This window comes from Nonomuraea sp. NPDC047529 (genome assembly GCF_040642995.1).
Lineage (GTDB): Bacteria > Actinomycetota > Actinomycetes > Streptosporangiales > Streptosporangiaceae > Nonomuraea.
This window is the reverse complement of record NZ_JBEYTJ010000011.1, coordinates 255,387-276,373: the sequence shown is the minus strand read 5'-3', so window position 1 is coordinate 276,373 and position 20,987 is coordinate 255,387. Positions and strand designations below refer to the sequence as shown.

Here is a 20,987-nt window from a genome sequence, read left to right as displayed (position 1 = left end):
GGATCACGGTTGGCATCAGTCTTCAGCCGATGCGCGTTTTTCGCAACTGCGGCACGCTGTGCGCTAGCTGGACCGCAAGCAATTGACCAGGTCAGCGCACATCACCCGAGAACCCCTCAGAGCGTCGCTGACGCGCATACCCCGCACTGCGAGGGAATCGCTCACCCCGAACGGGAACCGCGTCCACAAGAACCTCTCAGCATCTCTCAGAGTCATTGCAACAACGCACCGACTTCTGAGACAGTGATCACCCCCCGGAACCCCAACCCCCGACCGAGGGACTGTAAGCGCTAGCGTGACCGCTAGCCGATACCGAAACGGAGCCACATGCACGACATCATGCGCACCCTCCTCGGCGACCTCGCACCCGACACCGCCGCCGACCGCATGACCCTCAAGCACCTCATCACCCAGCAGATCACCTGCCCCCGGACCGGCGTCGTCCTCGACGTCCGCCAGGCCGTCGCCTTCACCCTGCGCGACCAGAACGGCGCTCACGCCGGCTACCGGGCTGTCGATGCCGCCTGGTGGGACGCCAACCGCGGCGCCTTCGATGAGCTGGCCACTGAGACGAACACCACCGTCGAACTCCTCGACGGCCGCGCGCTGTTCGCTGAGTGACCAGCCTGCGCAAGCCCAGAGCCCGGCCGTCCGGCCGACCTCTCACCTCCACCCTGAAAGGGACCAACGTGCCTAACAGCAACCGCCACGACATCACGGTGATCTTGGACCGCTCCGGCAGCATGCTGACTGTCGCAAGCGACACTGAGGGCGGCCTTAAGGCATTCCTTGCCGAGCAGGCCGCCAACCCGGGCGAGACCTACGTCTCGCTCTACCAGTTCAGCAACCACTGCGAGCCCGTCTACGAGTACTCCCGGCTGGCCGATGTCCCGGACTACACCCTTCACCCCACGGGCATGACCGCTCTCCTCGACGCCGTCGGCTCCACCCTCACCACCAAGCGCGCCCACTTCGACGCCATGCCCGACAGCGACGTGCCTGGCCGCATCACCGTCGTCATCCTCACCGACGGTCTGGAGAACGCCTCCACCGAGTGGCGCTCTCGCCGCCAGGTCCGCCGCCTCATCAACGAGCTGCAGGCCAAGGGGTGGGTCTTCGTGTTCCTCGGTGCCGATCAGGACGCTTTCGCCGCCGCTGGCGACATGGGGATCGGAGCGGACACGACCCTGTCGTACTCCTCCCACCGCACCGCCGAGACACTGACCCGCGCGGGACGAATGGTCTCTCGCGGGGGCGGGTTCACCGCAGACGACCGCAACGCCACCCGCCACTGATCACCCCGCGCCCCTGCCTCTACCCCCGGCAGGGCGCCCACCACCTCCCGAAGAACGGAGACCCATGACCACCGAAGCCAGCAAGAGGACCTTCAACCGCATCCGCAAAGCACTGGCCAAGGCCGAAGGCACCACCAACGAGCACGAACGCGAAACCTTCATGGCCGCGGCCCGCGCCCTCATGGCCAAGTACGGCATCGACCAGGCCCGCCTCGGCTACCTCTCCTCGGGACGGGAGAAGCCTCAGCTCCGCGAGATCGCCTGCCCCCATCCGTGGAGCAAGGAACAGGCCGTCCTTCTCCACAACGTCGCCAAGGCCCTGCGGTGTCGCACGGTCACCATGCGCGTCCCCGGCCTGAAGGACGCCACCGTGGAAATGGTCGGCTTCGCCTACGACCTGGACAGGGTTGAGCTGCTCTACCCAAGCCTGCTGCTGCAGATGCTCGGCGGCATGGCCCAGCAGCGCATCCCACAGGGGGAGTCGAAAACCGTCTACCTCCGCTCGTGGATGTTCGGCTTCATCACCGAAGCGACCGCCAAGCTCGAAGCGGCCGAGAAGCACGCCGCCGACGAGCAGGCCGCCCAGGACAAGCCCGGCGAGGTCAGCACTGCTGTCGTGCTTCTGAAGAACGACGAGGTCGTGGACACGCTGTTCGCCAAGCTCTACCCGAACCTGCGTCGGGCCCGCAAGGTCAAGGTCAACAACGACGCCTGGCACAGAGGCGCCGAGGCCGGCCGACGCGCCGACGTAGGCGGCACCCGCCTCGACACCAGCCCTACAGCATCTATCCGCTAGCGAAACCGCAGGCGGCCTCGCAGTAAGCGGGGCCGCCCCCTTCAGGAGGAGCATCGTGGCAGTTCGCTTCGACCTCACCACCACGGCGGGCATCATGTCCGCCATCCACCATCTGACCGGCCACCTCGACACGGGGCGGGTCGCCATCGCCTGGGGCGACCGCGAGGAGGAGTACAAGCGGCGCATGCTCGTCCGATTCATCGGGCTCGACCGCGACAACAACGGGAAGCTCACGCTGTTCATCCGAGGCACCATCCCTGCCCCCATGATGCAGGACTGGCTGATCTGCTGTGCCGACCGGCCGCCCGGCTCGCAGCCCAGCGACAGCACCGACCTGATGGCCCGTTGGACCGGCGCCAGCGTCGTCCTGAACCTGCCCAGGCATGCCCTCAGCGCCGAAGAGGCGCACCACCTGCACGCCCAGCTCGCCGACGCCATCCGTCAGGCGGGCGGTCCCGAGCAGTGCGAGATCGCCCCGCCGGGCCCGGCGCGGTGACCGGCGCACCACCTGGCGAGACGTTCCACATGCTGGCCTACGCCTGGGACGTCACCGCCGCCAAGGCGCTGGCCGCCGGACGCGACCCGAACGGCAGGCTGGCCCCGGCCGACTGGGCAGGCATCCTCAGCCTCATCGCGACCGACAGGGACCACGCGAACGCTGTGGACCTGGACGAGCCTCTGATCGTCGTCCTCATCGCTGACGCGGGCCACTTCCCGATCGACGGCTGGCACCGCATCCGCCGTGCCCTGTCCGAAGGCATCGAGTACCTGCGGGCGATCGTGCTCACCACCGAAGAGGAGTACGCGATCCGCATCCATGGCGGCGACAAGCAGCCGCACTTCCTGCACCACCCCACCCACCGAAGGAGATGACGAGATGGCCGATCCCCACGCCTGGATCATCACCGAAGATCACATCGCGATCAGGCCCGAAGAGTCCCGGGCCAACAGGTTCATCGCTTCGGCGAACGCCGATCTCACCACGCACTACCAGCTCACCCGCCGTCTGAAAGCGGGCGAAGGCACGCCGTGGCGGCTCTACGACGGCGACGGCAACCTCGACTACGCCGGCCGGATCATCGTCCCGCCGGGACAGGAGGGCGGCGAGCTGTGGTTCGCGCCGCTCGACTGGGCCAAGAGCGACACCGGGTCGGCTGAGATCCACTACCTCAACACCCGCACCGGCCAGTGGGAGGTGCTGTGACCGTCGCCGAGCTCATCGCGCAGACCGGCCTACCCGCAGATGCGAACATCAAGGCAACACTGCCGGGCCTGACCTGGCACGTCACCACCCCACTGAAGAACGCGGGCATCACGACCATCGGCGAACTGCGCGCCCGCAGTGACGCCGAACTGCTGGGAATCCCTCAGTTCGGTGAGCGCCGCCTCGACATGCTCAAGGCCGCGCTCCAGCAGTGGGAGGCGCGGTGACCCACCCGCCCGCCCACTACTTGCGCGCCGTGGACGAACTCACCCTGGACCCCATCGTGCGCAAGGTGGCCGCCCGCCTCGCCGACACCTCCGTCGAGCAAGGCGTCAACGCTGACGGCACCTTGAGGTACGCCTTCCTGCGCGCCTGCGCCGAGGAGTATCTCCGCGCGGGTGGCCAGCACCGCGGGCCCGTGGGTGCGATCGCCCACGCGATGCTCCGCCTCCGCGCCGAGCCTGCCCCGCCCGCACCGGCCGGCCCCGCGCCTGTCGAGCTGGCTGAAGTTGCCCAAGAGCCCCCGGCGGAGCTCGCGCCGGAGGTGACGGTGATCGCCGTCGATGACCCCCGGGGGTGCGTGTCCGCGCACGGCCCGAACTGCCCGCACGACCGGTGTGACCGGTACGGGTGCCTCCTGGAAGGAGATTGCTGCCAATGAGCATCGACGCCTATATCGGACGCGAGGGAATTAAGCAGGTCGTCACCCTGCTTGGTGCCGCGCCTGACAATCCCTACGTCAATGTGGAGATCATTCCCACAGCCGTCAGCGGCGAGCAGGAGGACCCTGTCTCCGTCTATCGTGCGGCCCTGATGTGCACGGAGCTGGCTACCCGAGATGAGATCGACGACGGAGCCCGCCAGGGACTGTTCGACATCGCCTACTCCTTCGAGGACAGCGACGACGGCAAGGTCATCGCAGTCACTCCCATCGAGGAGAACGACGTCGACGCCGACCGGCAGACGGCCCGCGAGATCGTCGCCGACCTCAACCAGCGGTTCGACCTCGACCGGTATGCCAAGCTCGGGCTGACCAGCGATCAGGTGGCCGAGCTGGTGCGGCCGGCCTTGGCCGTGTGCGCGGCAGGAGAGGAGGGCGGCGAGCAGCTCGCGTGGGCGCTGGACTTCTTCACCGACCCGGACGGCATCGTCAAGCTGGGCGAGGCCATCTGGCACAAGCTCGACAACAAGTACGGGCCCCTCTGATGTAGCCGGACATGATCTACCACGGCTACCGGCGCAAGATCGGCGGCTCGATCATCGCGATCGAGCCGCTGGACGGGGTGCAGCAGCGCGCCCGTCTGCAACAGAAATGCCAGGTCGTCCATCGCGATGGAGCTTAGCGTTTGTGGACGGGGCGGTGCGAGTATGGCCCTGCGCGAGTTCCGGCCATATCATAATGCGAAAGCAGTAACACAGAGATGGTGTATGGCGTTTATATTCTTGCCCAGAGGAGAACCTCACGCTAGATAGGCTCGCCGAAGCGGCGCATACACGCCACCGACATGAGTGGGTATGTTGGTGATCAGAGGAGGAGGGGCTGGTGAATCTACTCACGCAGGTTATAACGATTGCGGCAGTGATAGTAGGCGCAGTCGTGACATACGCGACGAATTCTGCCACCGAACGGTCACGGCACCGGCGACAGCTGCAGATCAGATGGGACGAACGCAACCTTGAAGCGTATGCCGATTACATCGGGAAGGTCCGATCATGCATCTACTCCGCTGTACGTCTTTATGAAAGCCCGCGTGAACCTGACTCCCCAGGGGGCCAATGGGGGCAGCTCCTAGATGCACTTACAGCAGCAGAAGGCCAACGCGCCGTGGCATTTGAGCGAGTAATGCTGTTAGCCAATGATCAAGTCATCGAAAAGGCGCACGAGGTGAATATGGCCGCAGCCCGCATCGACTGGGCGGCCCGACGTCGAATTGAGTGTTCACTTGAAGAATGGCGTTCACTGCACAGAGCAGTATTTGCGGCGATCAATCGCCTGCATCAATGCGCGCGCCAGGATTTGAAAGTACCCGGTCTCTTCATAAGCGATCAGCACACTGGTCGTGGGCTAACGCTGCCCGATTCCGATCAGTGAGGCTCCGGCTTCTTGACGCGCAGACTCGCGAGAGACTCAGATCCACAGGTGAAGGCATGTGCTTCTTGACTCACCACCGTGAGGTGTTGCCGAGCGCGTGCGAGCAGCAGCCCCAAGACGGGAACATGACGCGGAGAATGGCCAGGCTGCTTACTCTCACCGGTCGCGTAGCGAGGGCGTCCCACCCGTCCTGGTCGGCAAGAACTTCCACTTGATGGCCGAGACGGGTGCGGCGGGCAGGACGCGACTGGACCACCAGAGAGATCGCGGAGGTCATGAGGAACGCTGTCGTATTTAATAGCTAGCGGATAGGCTATCGACTTGCCATCCCCTTCTGGCCTGGAAGAGAGCGTGAGTGTTGAGCGAGGCCCCGCTGTGTGTCGCCCCTCGCTGCGGTGGACAGCGGGGTCCCCGCCAGGCCGCATCCGGCTGGCTCATCTGCACGTCCTGCCAGACGCGGCTGGAGCGCGACGTGCGGATCACGCCCACGCTTGAACGATGGCTGTCCTACCATGTCGCGCCCGGCAGCGGGGGAGGGCCGAAGGTCTCCGGTAGTCGCGAGGCCCCGGTGCCGATCAGGCTGGACGTCCTCGATCACGTCGCTCACATCGAGCACGTCCTGAAGTCCTGGGTGTGGCTCATCGCCGAGCACCGCGGCTTGATGTACCCGAGCCACACGTCGATCACCGGCCTCGCCCTGTGGCTGGCCCAGGATCTGGAGTGGCCGGCCGCCAGACCGTGGATCAGCGACATGTGCGACGAACTGGCGGGGCTGCGCCGGACCGCGCACGCACTCGCTCCCTGGCGGGTGCAGGTGGACTACCTGACGGGCCCATGCCCGTCATGCGACCTCCGGGCCTTGATCCAGGTGGCCGGGGAGACGTACATCGAGTGCGACCTGCGGGTCGGCGGCTGCAACAGCCTCTGGACCGGGCAGGAATATCACCGCCGTGTGAAGGAGATCGCCGACGAGCACCAGGCGACTACGATGCTGACCATGGCCAGGCGACACCCCGGGCGGCTCCCCCCGGCAGAGCAACGCGCGGAAGCGGAACGGGATCTACAGACGGTGGCAGAGGAGTACGCGAAGGCCAAACAAGCTGCCGACGAGGCGTACCAGCGGGCGATGGCCGAGCCGACGACTCGCCTGCACGTCGCGATCCGTGTTGCGGCGGCTCCACCTGAGGGCGTTCCGGCCGCCGAGAAGAAGAGCCTGGTGACGCGGAACCGTATCGCCGAGATCACGGGTATCCCGGTTCGGGTGGTCCAGCGCATTGTCAACGAGGACGAGGCGTCGTAGGGTCGCAGCGGTTGAGTTGCTCATGGGAACCCCGGCATGAAGATGCCGGGGTTTCTTATGTCCGACCCCGGGAGAGGGCTTGACGCCCGAGATGGCAAGAAGGTTTACAGTAATTCAGAATTTCTGATTACGAATTCGATCCAATTAAGTGAGGGCGTTCCGGCCGAAGGGGTGTTCCGGGACAATCGCCGCATGCCGCGCATGAGTCCGCCCTTACAACAGGAGAAGCTAGGCCGTGAGCTGCGGGCTCTGCGGCTGGCGCGGGGCCTCACCATTACTCAGGTCGCCCAGAGGCTGGGGTGCGCGAGCGGCAAGGTCTCGCAGGTCGAGAACGGCCTGACCCTAGTCACGCCCGGGTATGTACGCGACGTCCTGGACCTCTGCCAGGCGGACGAGGCAGCCCGCGAGCTGTGCCTGCAGCTGATCACCGATGCCCGGCGCACGCCCTGGTGGAGGCGCGGCGAATTCCGTCAGGTTCTCGGCCCGTTCATCGTCTATGAGACCGAGGCCAGACGCCTGTGCTACTGGCAGGCCCAGGTGATTCCCGGGCTGCTCCAGACGTTCTCTTACGCCTGCGAGGTCATCAGCGCCGACCGGCCATGGGAGGGGGAGGACCTCGTGCGGTTGCGGGCAAGGGCGAGAATCGCCCGGCGATGGGTCCTCAGCCATGAGTCTGATCCACTGACGGTGGACGCCATCGTGAGCGAGGACGCGCTGCATCGGCCAGTCGGACGCTCCGCGGTGATGGTGGAACAGCTCGCCCATCTCCTTGAGGTCGGCGGCTGGCCGACGGTGCAGTTGCGCGTGGTGCCGCGTTCGGTCGGCGCACACGCGGGCCTGACCTGCTCCTTCGTGCTGTTTCAAATGCAGGATGCACGGACCGTGCTGTATCGAGAGGGTGGCGTGGATGAGATCGTTGATCTCGGCGCGGGCGTTGCGCAGGAGTACGAGCGACGCTTCGAGCATCTGACCCGCGTCGCGCTGACGCCGGAGGCGTCGGCCGATCTGATCGATTCGATCCGCGAGGAGTTTGTGCGTGCCGAGCAGCATGACGAGCAGCGTGCCGAGCAAGGAGCATTTGACGGAGGCATGGCGTAAGGCCACACAGTCGGAGTCCGGGGGCTGTGTGTGGGTGCGGTTGTCGGGGAACCGCATCGAGGTAGCAGGATCGTCCCCCGCCGGAGAGGGCCCCGATTTGGCCGGGCCGATCAACCAGTTCACCCCGCACGAGTGGCGCGTGTTCCTCGCCGGCGTCCGGGGGAGCCAGCGCTTCGACCTTCCCGACGGCTCTGTGTAGGAACACGCTCCAGGTCGGCGTGCCGCGGGCCTGGAGCGTGCCATTCTCAGCGTTGGCGCTGCGCGCTGCGATGGCCATCGCGCAGGCCCGCCTCGTAGGCAATCTCTGTGGGCACGGGGGGCGGCGATGGCCAGGACTCGACCCTTTTGGTGAATGCGCTGGTGAGCAGGGCCATGACGGCGACGCTAGTGCCGGCGATGGGTAGGGGCGGCTCGCCTGCGGCGGCGAGCAGGAAGGTGAACAGGGTGCTCATGCCGAGCACCCTGGTGGATTCGATCACGACGGCAGTCCCTCATCTTAGGGATGTTGAGCTTTGAACCACCACACTGTGTCACGCATGAATTTCATCGTCACGCCTCTGGCGTCGATCGTTACGTTCTTTCACAATCTGCACCGATCACACACAGTTTTGGTAGCGTCCCATATGGCACTTTCGTGCCATGGTTGGAACGTGCCGCCAGAAAGGCTGGACAGGAACACGGGTGGGCCATTTGCATATTCCTCCACGAGCGGTAACAAACATCGCTGACATCCAGGCTTGGCGTTCGTCAGCAGGTGAACCGCTGTACGTGGACAATCCCTCGATCTGAGAAAGGCGCCACCATGCTGTCTCGACTGTCCCGCACCGCACGGACCCTGCTCGCCACGGCAGGGGCGGCCGTACTACTGGCCACCGCGACCGCGGCTTACGCCGATGACGAGCCTGCCCCCGCTACAACCGGCGCCAGCGAGCCGGTGCTCACGCAGGGACCTACGGTAAGCCCCGAGCCGGCCGCGTCGGAGAGTCCTGCGGGTTCCCCTGTGACGACCGCGCCGTCTGGCGCGCCCGTCACCACAACCAGCACCACCTACACCAAGGTCGTCAACCATGACGGGTCGGTGACGATCACCACGACGCGTATTACCACGACGAGTAAGAGCGTCACCTACGCCAAGGCGAACGAGGTGCCCGCTGCGCTGCAGGCGCACATGGGCGGCTGGTGATCGGGACGGTGCGCCCAGTGGATGTCCGGCCACGCCGATTCGATCGCGCCTGGCTGACATCCGCGATCGGGGCGGGCACAAGCTGGATCGCCTGTCCGGCCACCCTCACCGGGGGTGGCCAACTCGGTGAGGACGAGATGCTGCTGTTCGCTGGATGGGTCGCCGCAGTGGCGCTGCCTCTCACGTTGCTGGCGGTCCGGCTCCACCCCGCCCAGCGTCGGGCGGCCAAGGCGTATCGGGCGTATCGCATGGGACACGTGCATGGACGAGAAGCCGCGGCTGACAGAGCTGCCAGGGCGGCCAGAACGTAGAAACAGGTCCCGGCCTGACGGGGCCCAGGCCATGGGGAAGGCATGTACCAGATTTTCGGCCTCGACGACGACGCCGAGGCGCTCTACCGCCTGTTGTTACGCGAAGGGCCCCTGCGTGCGGACTCCTTCGCCCTCAACCCGGCAGAGGGCGCCATCATCGAGCGGCTACGCGATGATGGGTTGATCTACGGGGAAGACGTGCTCACCGCAGCCCGCCCCGGCCTAGCCCTGAAGGGCCGGCTGCTGGAACGGCAGCGTGCCATCAACGCGGCCGAGGCGCTGATGACCGAGTACGAAGCGCTCTACCAGTCGAACAGCCGTCACTACGGCGACGGCGTGCCGGTCGAAGTACTGACTGACCCGGCGCACATCCGGCGGACCTTCAGCCACATCGAGGGCTCGGCCCGCAGCGAGCTGCTGTCGTTCGTGACAGCCCCCTTTCAGGTCGTCACGGGGGACCGGCGTGTGCTGGACCCCAGCGATCACCCGCGGTGCCGGATTCTGGTAGAGGAAGAGGCGTTCACGGACGAGGCCGCCGTCGCCGCTGCGCAGCACTCGGCCGACAGCGGGTGCGAGGTCCGCGTCATCGACAGACTGCCCTTCAAGCTGATCATCGGCGACCGGCGCCAGGCGCTGGTCCCTCAGGCGCCCGGGGAGACGATGCCAGTGCTCCTGATCCACGCAGGCACGGTGCTGGACGCGCTGGTGGCGACGTTCGACGTGTTCTGGGAGCGGGCCCTGCCACGCAGGACGGCCTGGCGCAACAACGGAACGGATGACACCAGGCCCACCCAGCAGGAGATTACGATCCTGCGGCATCTGGCCAGAGGAGCCACCGAGCAGCAGATCGCCACGACGCTCACCATCTCCAAGCGCACGGTGATTCGCCGAATCCAGCAGCTCATGGATCGGGCCGGCGTGGACACGCGCTTTCAGCTCGCTCTGCACGCGACGCGCGCCGGGTGGCTGTCGAAGGTAGTCGACGCCTGACCTCAGGCGGTGTCGATGCCGAGCTGGACGTCGACTAGGTCGGCGGTGGATTCGTAGTGCTTGAGCAGTGAGGCGATCATGCGGTCCTGCTCTGCGGGGGTAGTGTCGCGCATGGCGCGGATCTGCTCGATCTGGCGGCGCTGACGATCGGTGAGCTGGTCTAGATCGAGCGCTGGGTGCGTGGCGGGTACGGCATGGGGCGCTGGGATGCCGAGTTCCGGCGCTCCGTGCTCTCGTACACGTTCCAGCAGGCGGGCGGCACCGGGACGGCCCATGTCGTGCTCGAGTTCGTTCGGCTCGATGTTGCGGTAGATGAGGGCGAGGACGACCACCTGGTGGTCGTCGGCTTCGCGCCGGCCGGACTCCCAGTGGTCGATGTTGTTGCGGCTGAACTTCCTGCGAGTCATCTCGGCGAAAAGCCGTGCGACTTCGGCGACTTTGAGGCCGTCGAGCCGTGCCGTTCGCTTGGCTTTGAGAAATGCGCCTTGCTGTGCGTATGGCAGGGTCTCGCCGCGTGTGCTGGTGGCCACGGCCGCCCTCCCTTCGTCATCTGACTGCGGTTCTTTCGCGCCGACGGCCACCGTATCAAGGCGTGTGGCTTTTGGCCTACACGTGTGCCGATCTGCTACACGAGCTCACACGTATGCCCGCGCGTGTGTGAGTTTGTGTGAACACAGAACCGCAAAAGCGTTGACCCTCTCACACAAATCACACTATGTTCGACGGGTGCGTGACCATAGTTCAACCAAGATCAACAACACGTGAGAGGGGGTGCGCACGTGCGCAAGAAGCGAACGGAGATCTCCCGACGGGAACGACGGGAACGACGAGAGGCCGTGCTGCACGCCCTCCGCGAGTCGAAAGGAACCATCCCCCCGGACGTACTCACCGCACTCGTCGCAGCAGGACTCGTCATCCTCTCTCAGCCCGCGAGAACTGCCGCCCCCAGGATCCGCCCCGCAGGCGCGGGACTCTCGGGCGAGTCTCTATATGCCGCGCTGAGCTGGCCTTACCGCGACACCCTGGCCAAGCTCAAGGCGGGCGTCCCCGTCACCCTCGACGAGGTCGCCGATCTGAATCTGCTGACCGTCGCCGAGGCCGCCGAGCTCATGGCCGTCAGCGACCGCACCGTCCACGCCCTCGTCGCGCGCGGCGACATCGCCCACTTCCGCATCCATGCCCGCGCCCTGCGCATCCCCGCGGGCGCGGCCGTGGAGCACCTGGCCAGCCGACTGACCTACCCCTCCAGCACCGACGCGGAGGCGTCTACCCCCGCCCCCGCCGACCTCGAAACGAGAACCGCATGACCAGCGTCCTCCAAGCCGCTAGCGAACTCGCTAGCCATAACGCGCGCTCACGGGAGTGCACCGCCCCTCACAGCGATCGTGTAGCCGAAGCGCGTCCGGAGCGGGGGCGCCCGGGCGCCCCCGCTTCCTCCTTCGGCGCCACGTTCGCCGAGAACATGAAGGCCCAGGCCCGCACCTTGTCAGGTGACGAGCTTCTCGCCATGTACGAGGAGGGCCTGCAGCTCGCCCCCGTCTCTCACCTCGTCATTGACACGCTGCGCGCCGAGCTTCTGGAGCGCCTCAGCGCCGCCGCCCAGGAGGGAGCGTGACGAACGCGTTCCTCACCCGCGCCCAGGCCGCCGACACGCTCGACATCACCACCCGTCAGGTGCGCCGCCTGGCCCTCGCCGGCCTGTACCCGCACCGGCAGCCCGACGGCCGCTGGCTCTACCGGCTGGATGAGGTCGAGGCCAGGAAGCAGGAGGTGTCCCGGTGATGGGCTCGCCGCTTCTGTCGGACGACGACGGCCTGGCCGCCCACCTGGAGTGGCTCGGCGCGCTGCACGAGGAGTTCGAGGCGAAGGGCTGGGAACCGGCCCCCTACCCGGCCTCCACGCCCTGGACCACGTGGGGGAGCGCCGGATGATCGTCTACCGCGTGGGCGACCACGTCACCCTCACCATCGCCGGTGTTATCGACAGCGCCAACCCGGAGGATCCGGCCCGCTACCAGCTCCGCCACGGCGATCGGGGCCTGGTGTCCTTCCGCACCGACGACCGCAGCATCAACCACGTCCTGGTGGCCACTGCGGAATGGCCGCCGCTGCCCGGCGACGTGTGGCTCGACCGCAATCGCAAGCGCTGGTTCTGCCAGGTCGAGACCGACCCCGACCGGCCTGACCTCATCATCCTGGTCAGCGAGTTCGGGGCCTGCCACTCCGGCGAGGACCGCCTGCTCAAGGCGATCCAGCAGCACGGCACCTTCCACCTGGAAATCCCCGGCCGCGTCCGACTCGAAAGGGAGGCCGGGCGATGAGCGACAGCCTCTACTCGATCGGCGACGAGGTCGAGTTCGTGCGTCGCGGGGTGATCACCGCCGTCGATCAGGCCGATCCTGCCTGGTTCGGCGTTGGCCAGCGCGGCAGCGCGACAGTCGACGCCTGGTTCCGGACAGACGACGGCAGTGTCCGGCACACGCTGGTGACCGCCGTGCAGTGGCCGCCACTGCCCGGCGACATCTGGACGGACGGCACGGGCAAGGACTGGTTCACCCACGCGGCCGAGGACGACGGGCACGGCCTCGCCCTCACGTCCGAGTTCGGTGCCCGCTTCGAGGACAAGGACGGGCTCAAGAGAGCGGACGAGCTGTATGGACCGTTCCGCCTCAAGACGCCCGGCAAGCAGCGCCTCGAACAGGAGAGCAGCCAGTGAGCGGCCCCCGCTACCGCAAGGGCGACCACGTCGAAATCGTCCGCTGGGGCGTGATCGTCCACGTTGACCCGAAGGACCCGCACCGGTTCGGCATCGGTCAGCCCGGCAGCCGGATGGTCGATGCGTGGTTCCGCACCGACAAAGCCGAGGTGCGTCACCGGCTATTGACCACCGCTGAGTGGCCGCCGGTACCGGAAGACATGTGGCGCGACCGGAACGGCAAGCGGTGGGAGGCCAGCGAAATCGGCTGCCTCGATTGCACTGCTGACGGCCGCGAATGCGAGGACGGCTACGTCGCGCTGAGGTCGGAGTTCGGCGCCTACTACCCGGGCAACCTTCAGATCGCGCAAGCGCACCGCTACTACGGCCCGTTCACGCTGGAGAAGCCGAGTCCGCGGCGCAGCCAGGAGCGGCCGTGCTGACCCAGATGGCGGGAACCGCCCGCCGTCTGGGCCGGTACCGCCCGGACAGCCGCCGCGGACGCCGGATCCGGCGCGGCCGGCTGGGCGGCTCCTCGATCGCCGCGGTGATCGGGAAATCGCCGTGGTCGTCGCCCTACTCGGAGTGGGCCTTGCAGAAGGGGCTCGTCCAGCCAGACCCGACCACGGCCGCACAGAGCCGGGGCAACTACCTGGAGCCCGCCCTGCTCAAGTGGTACGCCGACCAGCATCCGGAGTTCCGGGTGCGGCGGGGCGGCACGTACGTGAACGTCGATCGGGACTACCACCTGGCCAGCCCGGACGGCCTGTGCTTCCGAGACGGCGTGCTGGTCGAGGGAGTCGAGGCCAAGACCGACGCGGACGCGGACGGCTCCGGCTGGGGCCGCCCGGGAACGGACGAGGTGCCGATCTACTACCGGGTGCAGGTCGTCTGGTACATGGACGCCTTCGGGGTGAAGCGGTGGCGGGTCGTCCTGCTCGACGGCCGCCTGCAGTTCCGCGAGTACGTCGTCGAGTACGACCCGGCCGAGGCGCAGGTGCTGCGGGACGCGGCCGAGGACTTCCTGGCGTCGGTGTTCTGGGACGAGATGCCGGAGCTCGACGAGCACCCGGCCACGTACGCCACGGTCCGCAAGTTGCATCCGAAGATCGACCGCGACGCCACCGTGCAGTTGCCCGCCGAACTGGCGGCCGAGCTGCATGCGGCCGTCCTCGGCATGGACGCGGCTGAGAGCCGTAAGCGGCTGGCGCTGTCCAAGGTCGGCGCGTTCATGGGCACCGCCCGCCGCGCGATGCACGGCGGCTACGACTACGCGCTGCGCCAGTTGTCGAGCAAGGGCCTGCCGTACGTGAAGCCCGACAACAAGCTGGATCAGGTGCCACCGCCTGATCTCCCTGACGACACCACGGAGGAGGCCGCGTGAGCGACACCTTGCCCGCTCTGATCGAGGAGATGAACGCCCGCATCGGCAAGCACACCGCCGAGTTCGAGGCGGCGCTGCCGAAGGGAGTGACGGTCGCCCAGCTCAAGCAGGACGCCCTGAACAGCCTGCGTGCGACCCCGAAGCTGGCTCAGGCGCACGCGCCGACCGTGCTCGGCGCGCTGATGACGTGCGCACAGCTCGGACTGCGTCCCGGTGTCTCTGGTCTTGGCCACGCCTGGCTGCTGCCGTTCAAGAACTACAGGGAGAACAACCGCCTCGAAGCCCAGCTCATCATCGGCTACCGCGGCTACGTGGACCTGGCCTATCGCCATCCGGCCGTGCAGGGCGTCGTCTCACGCATCCGGTATGCCAACGACAGGTTCAAGCTCATCTACGGGCTGGACGGCGACACGCTGGAGCACGAGCCGCCCGCTGACGGCGGTCCTCGCGGCGAGGCAGTCCTGTACTACGCCATCGCCCGGGTGCGCGGGCACAGCATCATCACCGAGCCCATGTCGCGCCGGGAGATGGAGGAGCATCGCGACAAGTTCGCGATGGCCAAGAGCCGGGAGCGCGGGATCGTCGGCCCGTGGCGTGACCACTTCGACGAGATGGCACGCAAAACGATGATCCGGGCCAGGCTGGTCAAGGCCATCCCGACCGCGCTCGACCTGGCCATCGGCATGTCCGTGGACGAGGGCGTACGGCTCGACTTCGACCCGACCGCCAACCCGGCCGAGGTGACCACCCACCCAGACCGCGCCGACGAGGCGGACGCGGAGAACCCCGCTCAGTCCGTCCGCGAGTCCGTCACCATCCGCGAGTCGTTCCCCAGCGGCGGCCTGACCGGGGACCAGGACCGCGAGATCGCCGGGCTCGTGCGCGACCGCAAGATGAGCAAGGAGCAGGCGCTCGATCTCGTGGAAAGGCTGTTCAAGGAGCGCAAGTCGGCCCGGCAGCTCAGCGAGGAACAGGCCGCCGAGCTGATCGAAGAGCTGAAGAAGATCCCGCTGCCCACGATGGAGGGCGAGGTCTTCCCGCCCAGCCGCTCGTCGGCCGAGCCGGACCAGCCGACCCCGGCGAAGCGGAAGCCGACCAAGGCGATGATGAACCTGATCCACGCCGCGCTGGCCGAGCGGAATATCACCGACGATGAGGCGGTGCGCGCCGAGCTCGGCCGCATCCTCGGCGTGACGGTCGAGTCCCGCAAGGACCTGACCTTCGACCAGGCGTCTCAAATCCTTGATCGTCTCGAAGCCCCCGCAGACGCCGCTGCCCCCGTCCCGCCCGCGCCGGGTTCGGACGAGCTGACTCCGGAGCACATCAGAGAGCTGATCCGCGCCAAGTGGGCCGAAGCGGGCGGCCAGCCGCAGGCCCTGGCGGGAGCATTCCGCAAGGCTATGAACGTCGGTGCCCGTGAAGCCGCACCGAACGAGCTGAACGCGTTCCTCCAGCAGCTCCGCGACGGCAAGCACCTGCCCCGGCAGCAGGAGCGCAAGCGGTTCCTCAGCTCCATCGCGGCCCTGTTCGACGGGCTCGACAAGCCGATTCCCGAGGAGGACCGGCTGCGCGACCTGTCGGCGCTGCTCGGCTACACGGTCCTGCGACCGCACCAGATCGCCTTCGACCATCTCCAGGACGTCATCGACGTCCTGACCGCCTGCAAGGGCCAGACCCACGCATGGGACGAGGCCCTCCAGGCCGCGCAGGCCGCACGCGGGGAACAGCCCGCGTCCTGACCCATGCTCCGCGCCCGGCCCGCGCAGCGCGGGCCGGGCACCTACCCCTCAAGGAGATCCGCTCATGCCCATGTCCATCACCGTCAACAAGGGCCAGCCCAGCCCGGCCGACGTGTTTCATGACACGACGGAGCACGCCGTCACCCTCGTGATCGGCGAATACCGGTACAGCGTCGACGCCAAGGACCCCCGAGACCTGATCGACGGCGCCCTCGTCCTGGACCGGCTGCAGGCCGTTCTGCCGGCCGTGCGCCGCGACATCGAGGCCGCTCTCACCCGGCACAAGCGCGCGGAGCAGGAACGCGTCCGCGCCGCTGCGGGGCTCACGGCGCAGCCGACGTGCTCGTGCGGGACGCCGGACACGCCCCAGATGGTTCACCGTCTCGACCTGCCGTGCCACGCCGAGAGCATCACCCCATGCTTCACCTGCCAGGGGGCTGGCTGCCCGGAATGCGTGGGCACGGGCAACCAGGACGTCGTCGCCAGGGCCAGCACCCCCGTGCATCTGGTCCGCGAGACCACCCACGCGGTGCGCCCGTACGTGCCCGCCGTCACCCCGCTCAGCACCCCCACGCGCGCGGCCAGCGCGCCGCCGCTCCAGCCGCGCGAGTGCGGGTGCAGTGAGCACGGCCCCTGCCCGGCGCACGGCGGACCGACGCCGGGGGAGGAAACCCGTGACCTGACCAGCGTGATGCCGAGGCCGGCGCAGCCCGCCGTGACGCCACGGGAGGAGCGGTGATCTTCCGCACCTTCCCTGTCCACTGCGGCAGCGTCACGGTCGGCTGGGACGCCGACAACGACACCTTCTACGCGCGCGGCACCAACACGGCCGGCAGACGCGTGTGGGAGTACGCCAACGGCATGCCCACCCTCGCGCAGCTCCGCGCGGTGCTGTACGGGCACCGCGTCACCCTGCACGCGGTCGACGCCACGAGCCTCCTGCAGGACGTGGACACCTCCCGGCAACGCGCTAGCCGGACCGCCAGCCGCTGCACCCGAGGTGGCCGATGAGAGGCATCGCCTCCCTCCTGGCCGTGATGGCCTGGGTGTACGAGTCTCTGGGAACGCTGATGACCATCGCGTTCGGCTGGGCCGTGCTCTGGGCCGTCACGCAAGGTCTCGTCGCGCTCGTGTGGGCGCTGTGATGACGATCTGCCCGACAGCGAGCCGCACATGAGCCGCATCCTGGGACAGCTCACGTTCGCGCTCATCGCGTTCGTCTTCGCCGTCACTCTGGCTGGCGCCATCCTCTGGCGGGACCACACACCGCAGAGCACCGCCGCCAAAGACCGAGAGGCGCGTGGACGCGAGCCGCGCGTCCTGGCGTCCCTCGTCCTGATCGTGTTCGCCGCCGAGCTGGCCGCCGTGTGGGCGACCTGGCCCGATGAATGAGAGATCGTCATGAACATCAACACGAAGGCTCCACTGGCGTTCGCCAGCGTCCTGCTCGCCGCAAGTTGTGCGACGGCACCGGCGCAGGGGCAGGTGACACACCGACGATACGAGCCGCCGCGCGCGTGGACGACCACGAGTTGCGGAGCCTGGAAGACGACCACGTACGGCACCGGCACGCGGCGACGCACGGCACGCACGTGCGTCGCCCGCTACGTGAACGTGCATCGGACTCTGCCGGAGTGGTACCTGGGCCTGCGCGACGGCGAGCAGGACGAGCGAGTCGTCAACCGGACGACGTGGGACGCCTGTCCCGAACGGGCGACGTACCCGGCCTGCGCGGAAAGGGGCACGTGGTGATCGCGGCGCTGCCGTGGCTGGCCGGATGGGTCGTTCTGACCGGCGTCGCCTGTCTCATCACCTGGCATCTGACCCAGCGGGTGCAGGACATGCGCGAGGTCGAGCTGTGGGCACAGATCTACGCGGTGCAGGCACATATGGCCGACGTTGGGAGGGAGGCCACCGCCTTCGGAGACGCGCTCAACGACATCGTGGACCTGGCCGATTGGGCAGACATCCGGCCGTTTGCTAGCGAAATCGCTCGCGTCGCGGAAGTCGTCGCCATCGCCAAGCAGGCTCTCGAAACGAGTGCCTACCCCGGCAGGTTGCGGGCCGCGCAAGAGGCGCTGGAGCAGGCCGAACGCGACATCCAGGAACTGAATGCCGAGAACGTTCGCCTGGCCGAGCTGGCGGTCGCGCCCCAGTGAACGGACCGCTGTTCGCGTCCCTCCCGGCGATGGGCCTGTTCGCGTGGCTCATGGCCGGGTGGGGCGTCCTGTCGGCCACCATCGGCCTGCTCATCGGCTGGCACGCACGAGGCAAGGGGCCCCGCAGGTGATCGCCGTGTACGTGCTCGTTGGCCTGCTCGCCCTCGTTGGCCTGGCCGCGGCCCTCGTCGGCCTGGTCGTCGCCGCCGGCGTCGCGCTGGACGTCCGCCGTGACCGGCGCCGCATCGAGTTGGAGCGGCTCGCCGGTACGGATCGTCAACCCGATCTCGACCCCGATCCGTCGCTGGACGGGCTGGTAGTCGAGATCTCTCAACGCCTGAGGAGGGCACAGTGACACCACCCCTGATCACGATCACGGTGTACGGCACACCCGGCTCGCAGGGCTCCAAAAGGCCTGTCGGCAAGAACCGGATGATCGAGCAGAACGCCACCGTCAAGCCGTGGCGGCAGGACGTCCGCCAGGCCGCGATGGACGAGATCGACCGCCGCGCCGCGGCCGGCGAACCGTTCGCGCGGCTGGACGGGCCGATCGTGGGCGAGATGGTGTTCACGATGGGCGACAAGCCGTCCGGCCGCCCGACGTGGTGGCCTGCCGGAGTCCGCTGGTCGAAGGCCCTGTGGTGGCGGCCCGCGAGCGCGCCGGATGTCTCGAAGCTCCTGCGCAGCACGGAGGACGCTCTCACCCAGGCAGGGGTGTGGAAGGACGACGCGCGCGTCACCGAGTACCGCAGGCTGGCCAAGGTGTACGTCGGCCAGCCGGGCGAGCCGGACGCGCTGCGCGTGCCCGGCGCGGTGATCCGGCTGTGGTCGGGATTGGACGTGGCCGCGTGATCCGGCTGGCAGCGTTCCTCGTCGTCATCGCGGCGATGCTCGCTGCCGCCTGGTACGTCTTCCAGGTCGATCAGGGCCTCGGCGTGCTCATTCTCGCCATCGGCGTCCTCATCATCACCCCCGCCTTCTACAAGATCATCGACGGCGGGCAGGCGGGCCCGCCGGAGAAGAAGGACGACAGCGAGTGACGGGGGCGTCGCCGTCGACCGCGCCGTGCACCTTCGGCCCTGGCCCGTGCGGTAAGACGCCCACCCGCCTCTACACCTTCGGCAGACGGTGCGCCGACCACGCGCCTCTGCCGCCCCCGCCTGGGTACTGCGCGCCGCTGCGCTGCTACTGCCCGCCCGACCAGCAAGGAGAAATCTCATGTTCGACCCTGACGACCGGCCCCCGCGCCTCAAACCCGGACAGCGCCGCCGCAAGCGCGCCCGCCTCCGCCTCCCTCGCACTGCCGTCACCGACGAGTACGGCAACGCCCTCTGCGTCATCGAGGGATGGGGTGTTGGAGCCGACGATGTTGCTGCCGCCCGCGCCCTCCACCGGCACGGCCTGCTCGGGGGGATCGACCCTCGCGCCAACCCGGCATGAGCTGTCCCGATGCGACGTGTGTGAGCAGCCGGTCCTGTGGACCATCACCGAGGCCGGGCGGCCGTTCGCCGTGGACCCGAAACCGAACCTGGACGGCAACACCGTAGCGATCCGGGACGGGCTCGGCGTGTGGCGGTCTCGCCGCCCGCCCGCCGACCGGCCGAAAGCGCTGTTCGAGCAGGTCTTCTATCCGCACGTCGCGTCGTGCACGAAGGGTGTGCCCGTCGTCCTGCCGGACAACGTGACCCGGCTGGACGACGCGCGCCGCAGACGGCGGGGCCTTCCACCGCGACCCCGTTGGTGAGGGCCCGGCACCCAAGCGGGGTGCCGGGCCCTCGTTCGACTCACCCCACAACGCCAGCTCTTCACCGCTGGCCAACATGAAAGGGACACCGTGATCAGAACCGTGGCGGTTGACTTCGACAGAGTCGTGCACCGCTACAGCCGTGGCTGGGCTGACGGCACCATCTACGACCCGCCAATGGACGGCGCACTCGATGGGCTGCGCACGCTGATGGAGCACTACAGCGTGTTCATCCACACCAGCCGGAACCCGCGCGAGGTCGCCGACTGGCTGGCGTCGCACGAGCTGCTGGTGGCCACCGACCCGTCGGACGACCTGCGCTTCTGGGTGGAGCGCGGCGTGCTGCTGGTGACCAACCGCAAGCTGCCCGCGTCCGCCTATCTCGACGACCGGGCCGTGCGGTTCACGAGCTGGCCCCAGGCGTTGCATGACCTGCTGCCCGACCAGGACCGCGACGCACGCCGCCGCACGATCCGGCGCGCACTGACGGCCGCGTGGCCCGACCTCGCCGGCGATCCCACCCACGTCAACCAGCTCGCCGAAGTCGCCTTGACCGCCCTGGAGCACGGCGATGGCTGACCGTATCCGTCCCGAAGACGAAGGGTTCGTCCTGTATGAGCAGACCCCGCGGCGTAGAACGTACGTGCGCCGCTGGCGTGAGGGCGACCTGGAGGCGTGCGCCGAGGCGACCAAGGTCCGCAACACCCCGTGCGGGCCGCCGGTGGCGATGGTGCTCACGATCATGAAGATCACGCGCAGCTACCCCACGACTTCGCGCCACGCCTCCTGTCCACTTCATCTGCCCTGGTCGCCTGGGACGGTGTCGATGGGCTTGAGAGCGCGCCGGGTGGCAGCGGAACGGGTGATTGCCGTCCACGCTGATCTGTTCGAGCAGTTCCGCCGCGAGGAGATGGCCGGCCGCGTCGCGTCGCTGACGCGTCAGGTCCTGGCGGAGCTGGACAAGGTTCTGGGTGAGGACGGCGGCGCCGATGTATGAG

Annotated in this window: 40 protein-coding genes; 38 read left to right on the top strand and 2 right to left on the bottom strand. The window is 67.8% G+C overall.

The features are described 5' to 3' along the window. Positions 1 to 327: 327 nt before the first annotated feature. The 14 genes from ABZ815_RS20615 (at position 328) to ABZ815_RS20550 (ending at position 7,984) form a co-directional block, all read left to right on the top strand. Complete coding sequence (locus ABZ815_RS20615) at positions 328 to 621, top strand: hypothetical protein (RefSeq protein ID WP_357700063.1); 294 nt, start codon at positions 328 to 330, stop codon at positions 619 to 621. Beyond that, the gene (locus ABZ815_RS20610) at positions 618 to 1,295 is read left to right on the top strand and encodes a vWA domain-containing protein (RefSeq protein ID WP_357700061.1); all 678 of its coding nucleotides are present in this window, start codon (positions 618 to 620) and stop codon (positions 1,293 to 1,295) included. The genes ABZ815_RS20615 and ABZ815_RS20610 overlap by 4 nt, the downstream gene beginning before the upstream one ends. 64 nt (positions 1,296 to 1,359) lie before the next feature. After that, positions 1,360 to 2,091: a DUF2786 domain-containing protein gene (locus ABZ815_RS20605; protein ID WP_357700059.1), complete on the top strand. Its 732-nt coding sequence runs from the start codon at positions 1,360 to 1,362 to the stop codon at positions 2,089 to 2,091. A gap of 55 nt (positions 2,092 to 2,146) precedes the next feature. Next, a complete protein-coding gene (locus tag ABZ815_RS20600) occupies positions 2,147 to 2,587 on the top strand; it encodes a hypothetical protein (RefSeq protein WP_357700057.1) in 441 nt (146 codons plus the stop codon). Further along, entirely contained in the window at positions 2,554 to 2,964 is a 411-nt protein-coding gene (locus ABZ815_RS20595; RefSeq protein WP_357700055.1) for a hypothetical protein, read from the top strand. Before ABZ815_RS20600 ends, ABZ815_RS20595 begins: the two co-directional genes overlap by 34 nt. Before the next feature lie 4 nt (positions 2,965 to 2,968). Then, positions 2,969 to 3,295, top strand: coding sequence for a hypothetical protein (locus ABZ815_RS20590; protein ID WP_357700053.1), 327 nt, complete (start codon positions 2,969 to 2,971; stop codon positions 3,293 to 3,295). Beyond that, positions 3,292 to 3,522 (top strand): DNA-directed RNA polymerase subunit alpha C-terminal domain-containing protein, encoded by a 231-nt coding sequence (locus tag ABZ815_RS20585; protein ID WP_357700051.1) that lies wholly within the window; start codon positions 3,292 to 3,294, stop codon positions 3,520 to 3,522. The genes ABZ815_RS20590 and ABZ815_RS20585 overlap by 4 nt, the downstream gene beginning before the upstream one ends. Then, positions 3,519 to 3,956, top strand: a complete 438-nt coding sequence (locus ABZ815_RS20580; protein WP_357700049.1) for a hypothetical protein — start codon at positions 3,519 to 3,521, stop codon at positions 3,954 to 3,956. Before ABZ815_RS20585 ends, ABZ815_RS20580 begins: the two co-directional genes overlap by 4 nt. Beyond that, the gene (locus ABZ815_RS20575) at positions 3,953 to 4,501 is read left to right on the top strand and encodes a hypothetical protein (protein ID WP_357700047.1); all 549 of its coding nucleotides are present in this window, start codon (positions 3,953 to 3,955) and stop codon (positions 4,499 to 4,501) included. Before ABZ815_RS20580 ends, ABZ815_RS20575 begins: the two co-directional genes overlap by 4 nt. Before the next feature lie 11 nt (positions 4,502 to 4,512). Then, positions 4,513 to 4,638 (top strand): hypothetical protein, encoded by a 126-nt coding sequence (locus ABZ815_RS20570; protein WP_357700045.1) that lies wholly within the window; start codon positions 4,513 to 4,515, stop codon positions 4,636 to 4,638. Positions 4,639 to 4,838: 200 nt separating this feature from the next. Next, entirely contained in the window at positions 4,839 to 5,387 is a 549-nt protein-coding gene (locus ABZ815_RS20565; RefSeq protein ID WP_357700043.1) for a hypothetical protein, read from the top strand. A gap of 472 nt (positions 5,388 to 5,859) precedes the next feature. After that, positions 5,860 to 6,687: a hypothetical protein gene (locus ABZ815_RS20560; protein ID WP_357700041.1), complete on the top strand. Its 828-nt coding sequence runs from the start codon at positions 5,860 to 5,862 to the stop codon at positions 6,685 to 6,687. A 36-nt stretch (positions 6,688 to 6,723) separates the two neighbouring features. Beyond that, positions 6,724 to 7,785, top strand: coding sequence for a helix-turn-helix transcriptional regulator (locus ABZ815_RS20555; protein ID WP_357700039.1), 1,062 nt, complete (start codon positions 6,724 to 6,726; stop codon positions 7,783 to 7,785). Further along, entirely contained in the window at positions 7,736 to 7,984 is a 249-nt protein-coding gene (locus ABZ815_RS20550; RefSeq protein WP_357700093.1) for a DUF397 domain-containing protein, read from the top strand. Before ABZ815_RS20555 ends, ABZ815_RS20550 begins: the two co-directional genes overlap by 50 nt. Positions 7,985 to 8,030: 46 nt before the next feature. Here the strand turns inward: ABZ815_RS20550 and ABZ815_RS20545 are convergent, their stop codons facing one another. Next, positions 8,031 to 8,264, bottom strand: coding sequence for a hypothetical protein (locus tag ABZ815_RS20545; RefSeq protein ID WP_352365917.1), 234 nt, complete (start codon positions 8,262 to 8,264; stop codon positions 8,031 to 8,033). Positions 8,265 to 8,587: 323 nt separating this feature from the next. Here ABZ815_RS20545 and ABZ815_RS20540 point away from each other — a divergent pair, with 323 nt between their 5' ends. Together ABZ815_RS20540 and ABZ815_RS20535 are read left to right on the top strand one after the other, a co-directional pair. Next, positions 8,588 to 8,968, top strand: a complete 381-nt coding sequence (locus ABZ815_RS20540; protein ID WP_357700037.1) for a hypothetical protein — start codon at positions 8,588 to 8,590, stop codon at positions 8,966 to 8,968. A 353-nt stretch (positions 8,969 to 9,321) separates the two neighbouring features. Further along, a complete protein-coding gene (locus ABZ815_RS20535; RefSeq protein WP_357700035.1) occupies positions 9,322 to 10,269 on the top strand; it encodes a helix-turn-helix transcriptional regulator in 948 nt (315 codons plus the stop codon). A 2-nt stretch (positions 10,270 to 10,271) separates the two neighbouring features. Here the strand turns inward: ABZ815_RS20535 and ABZ815_RS20530 are convergent, their stop codons facing one another. After that, positions 10,272 to 10,799: a hypothetical protein gene (locus ABZ815_RS20530; RefSeq protein ID WP_357700033.1), complete on the bottom strand. Its 528-nt coding sequence runs from the start codon at positions 10,797 to 10,799 to the stop codon at positions 10,272 to 10,274. 249 nt (positions 10,800 to 11,048) lie between these two features. Here ABZ815_RS20530 and ABZ815_RS20525 point away from each other — a divergent pair, with 249 nt between their 5' ends. From ABZ815_RS20525 to ABZ815_RS20420, 22 genes are all read left to right on the top strand, one after another. Further along, complete coding sequence (locus ABZ815_RS20525) at positions 11,049 to 11,576, top strand: helix-turn-helix domain-containing protein (protein ID WP_352365909.1); 528 nt, start codon at positions 11,049 to 11,051, stop codon at positions 11,574 to 11,576. Then, positions 11,573 to 11,884, top strand: a complete 312-nt coding sequence (locus tag ABZ815_RS20520) for a hypothetical protein (protein WP_357700031.1) — start codon at positions 11,573 to 11,575, stop codon at positions 11,882 to 11,884. The genes ABZ815_RS20525 and ABZ815_RS20520 overlap by 4 nt, the downstream gene beginning before the upstream one ends. Beyond that, positions 11,881 to 12,051: a helix-turn-helix domain-containing protein gene (locus tag ABZ815_RS20515; RefSeq protein WP_357700030.1), complete on the top strand. Its 171-nt coding sequence runs from the start codon at positions 11,881 to 11,883 to the stop codon at positions 12,049 to 12,051. The genes ABZ815_RS20520 and ABZ815_RS20515 overlap by 4 nt, the downstream gene beginning before the upstream one ends. Continuing rightward, positions 12,051 to 12,200: a hypothetical protein gene (locus ABZ815_RS20510; RefSeq protein WP_357700029.1), complete on the top strand. Its 150-nt coding sequence runs from the start codon at positions 12,051 to 12,053 to the stop codon at positions 12,198 to 12,200. Before ABZ815_RS20515 ends, ABZ815_RS20510 begins: the two co-directional genes overlap by 1 nt. Further along, positions 12,197 to 12,589: a hypothetical protein gene (locus ABZ815_RS20505; protein ID WP_357700027.1), complete on the top strand. Its 393-nt coding sequence runs from the start codon at positions 12,197 to 12,199 to the stop codon at positions 12,587 to 12,589. The genes ABZ815_RS20510 and ABZ815_RS20505 overlap by 4 nt, the downstream gene beginning before the upstream one ends. Continuing rightward, a complete protein-coding gene (locus ABZ815_RS20500; RefSeq protein ID WP_357700025.1) occupies positions 12,586 to 12,984 on the top strand; it encodes a hypothetical protein in 399 nt (132 codons plus the stop codon). Before ABZ815_RS20505 ends, ABZ815_RS20500 begins: the two co-directional genes overlap by 4 nt. Then, a complete protein-coding gene (locus ABZ815_RS20495) occupies positions 12,981 to 13,406 on the top strand; it encodes a hypothetical protein (protein WP_357700023.1) in 426 nt (141 codons plus the stop codon). The genes ABZ815_RS20500 and ABZ815_RS20495 overlap by 4 nt, the downstream gene beginning before the upstream one ends. Then, positions 13,400 to 14,347 carry a YqaJ viral recombinase family protein gene (locus ABZ815_RS20490; protein WP_357700021.1) on the top strand — a complete coding sequence of 316 codons (948 nt, stop codon included), beginning with the start codon at positions 13,400 to 13,402 and terminating at the stop codon, positions 14,345 to 14,347. The genes ABZ815_RS20495 and ABZ815_RS20490 overlap by 7 nt, the downstream gene beginning before the upstream one ends. After that, positions 14,344 to 16,086 (top strand): recombinase RecT, encoded by a 1,743-nt coding sequence (locus tag ABZ815_RS20485; RefSeq protein WP_357700019.1) that lies wholly within the window; start codon positions 14,344 to 14,346, stop codon positions 16,084 to 16,086. The genes ABZ815_RS20490 and ABZ815_RS20485 overlap by 4 nt, the downstream gene beginning before the upstream one ends. 64 nt (positions 16,087 to 16,150) lie before the next feature. Beyond that, entirely contained in the window at positions 16,151 to 16,825 is a 675-nt protein-coding gene (locus tag ABZ815_RS20480) for a hypothetical protein (protein WP_357700017.1), read from the top strand. Next, complete coding sequence (locus tag ABZ815_RS20475; protein WP_357700015.1) at positions 16,822 to 17,097, top strand: hypothetical protein; 276 nt, start codon at positions 16,822 to 16,824, stop codon at positions 17,095 to 17,097. Before ABZ815_RS20480 ends, ABZ815_RS20475 begins: the two co-directional genes overlap by 4 nt. After that, positions 17,094 to 17,231, top strand: a complete 138-nt coding sequence (locus tag ABZ815_RS20470; RefSeq protein ID WP_357700013.1) for a hypothetical protein — start codon at positions 17,094 to 17,096, stop codon at positions 17,229 to 17,231. The genes ABZ815_RS20475 and ABZ815_RS20470 overlap by 4 nt, the downstream gene beginning before the upstream one ends. Before the next feature lie 28 nt (positions 17,232 to 17,259). Beyond that, positions 17,260 to 17,478, top strand: a complete 219-nt coding sequence (locus tag ABZ815_RS20465; protein ID WP_357700011.1) for a hypothetical protein — start codon at positions 17,260 to 17,262, stop codon at positions 17,476 to 17,478. Positions 17,479 to 17,487: 9 nt separating this feature from the next. Beyond that, positions 17,488 to 17,838 (top strand): hypothetical protein, encoded by a 351-nt coding sequence (locus ABZ815_RS20460; protein ID WP_357700009.1) that lies wholly within the window; start codon positions 17,488 to 17,490, stop codon positions 17,836 to 17,838. Further along, positions 17,835 to 18,245 carry a hypothetical protein gene (locus tag ABZ815_RS20455; protein ID WP_357700007.1) on the top strand — a complete coding sequence of 137 codons (411 nt, stop codon included), beginning with the start codon at positions 17,835 to 17,837 and terminating at the stop codon, positions 18,243 to 18,245. The genes ABZ815_RS20460 and ABZ815_RS20455 overlap by 4 nt, the downstream gene beginning before the upstream one ends. Then, complete coding sequence (locus tag ABZ815_RS20450; RefSeq protein ID WP_357700005.1) at positions 18,242 to 18,376, top strand: hypothetical protein; 135 nt, start codon at positions 18,242 to 18,244, stop codon at positions 18,374 to 18,376. Before ABZ815_RS20455 ends, ABZ815_RS20450 begins: the two co-directional genes overlap by 4 nt. Further along, positions 18,373 to 18,600: a hypothetical protein gene (locus ABZ815_RS20445; protein ID WP_357700004.1), complete on the top strand. Its 228-nt coding sequence runs from the start codon at positions 18,373 to 18,375 to the stop codon at positions 18,598 to 18,600. The genes ABZ815_RS20450 and ABZ815_RS20445 overlap by 4 nt, the downstream gene beginning before the upstream one ends. Next, positions 18,597 to 19,097 (top strand): hypothetical protein, encoded by a 501-nt coding sequence (locus ABZ815_RS20440; RefSeq protein ID WP_357700002.1) that lies wholly within the window; start codon positions 18,597 to 18,599, stop codon positions 19,095 to 19,097. Before ABZ815_RS20445 ends, ABZ815_RS20440 begins: the two co-directional genes overlap by 4 nt. Beyond that, positions 19,094 to 19,285, top strand: a complete 192-nt coding sequence (locus ABZ815_RS20435; RefSeq protein ID WP_357700000.1) for a hypothetical protein — start codon at positions 19,094 to 19,096, stop codon at positions 19,283 to 19,285. The genes ABZ815_RS20440 and ABZ815_RS20435 overlap by 4 nt, the downstream gene beginning before the upstream one ends. A gap of 326 nt (positions 19,286 to 19,611) precedes the next feature. Continuing rightward, positions 19,612 to 19,989, top strand: coding sequence for a hypothetical protein (locus ABZ815_RS20430; RefSeq protein WP_357699998.1), 378 nt, complete (start codon positions 19,612 to 19,614; stop codon positions 19,987 to 19,989). A 177-nt stretch (positions 19,990 to 20,166) separates the two neighbouring features. Continuing rightward, positions 20,167 to 20,568, top strand: a complete 402-nt coding sequence (locus ABZ815_RS20425; protein WP_357699996.1) for a hypothetical protein — start codon at positions 20,167 to 20,169, stop codon at positions 20,566 to 20,568. After that, positions 20,561 to 20,986: a hypothetical protein gene (locus ABZ815_RS20420; protein ID WP_357699994.1), complete on the top strand. Its 426-nt coding sequence runs from the start codon at positions 20,561 to 20,563 to the stop codon at positions 20,984 to 20,986. The genes ABZ815_RS20425 and ABZ815_RS20420 overlap by 8 nt, the downstream gene beginning before the upstream one ends. Position 20,987 lies beyond the last annotated feature (1 nt).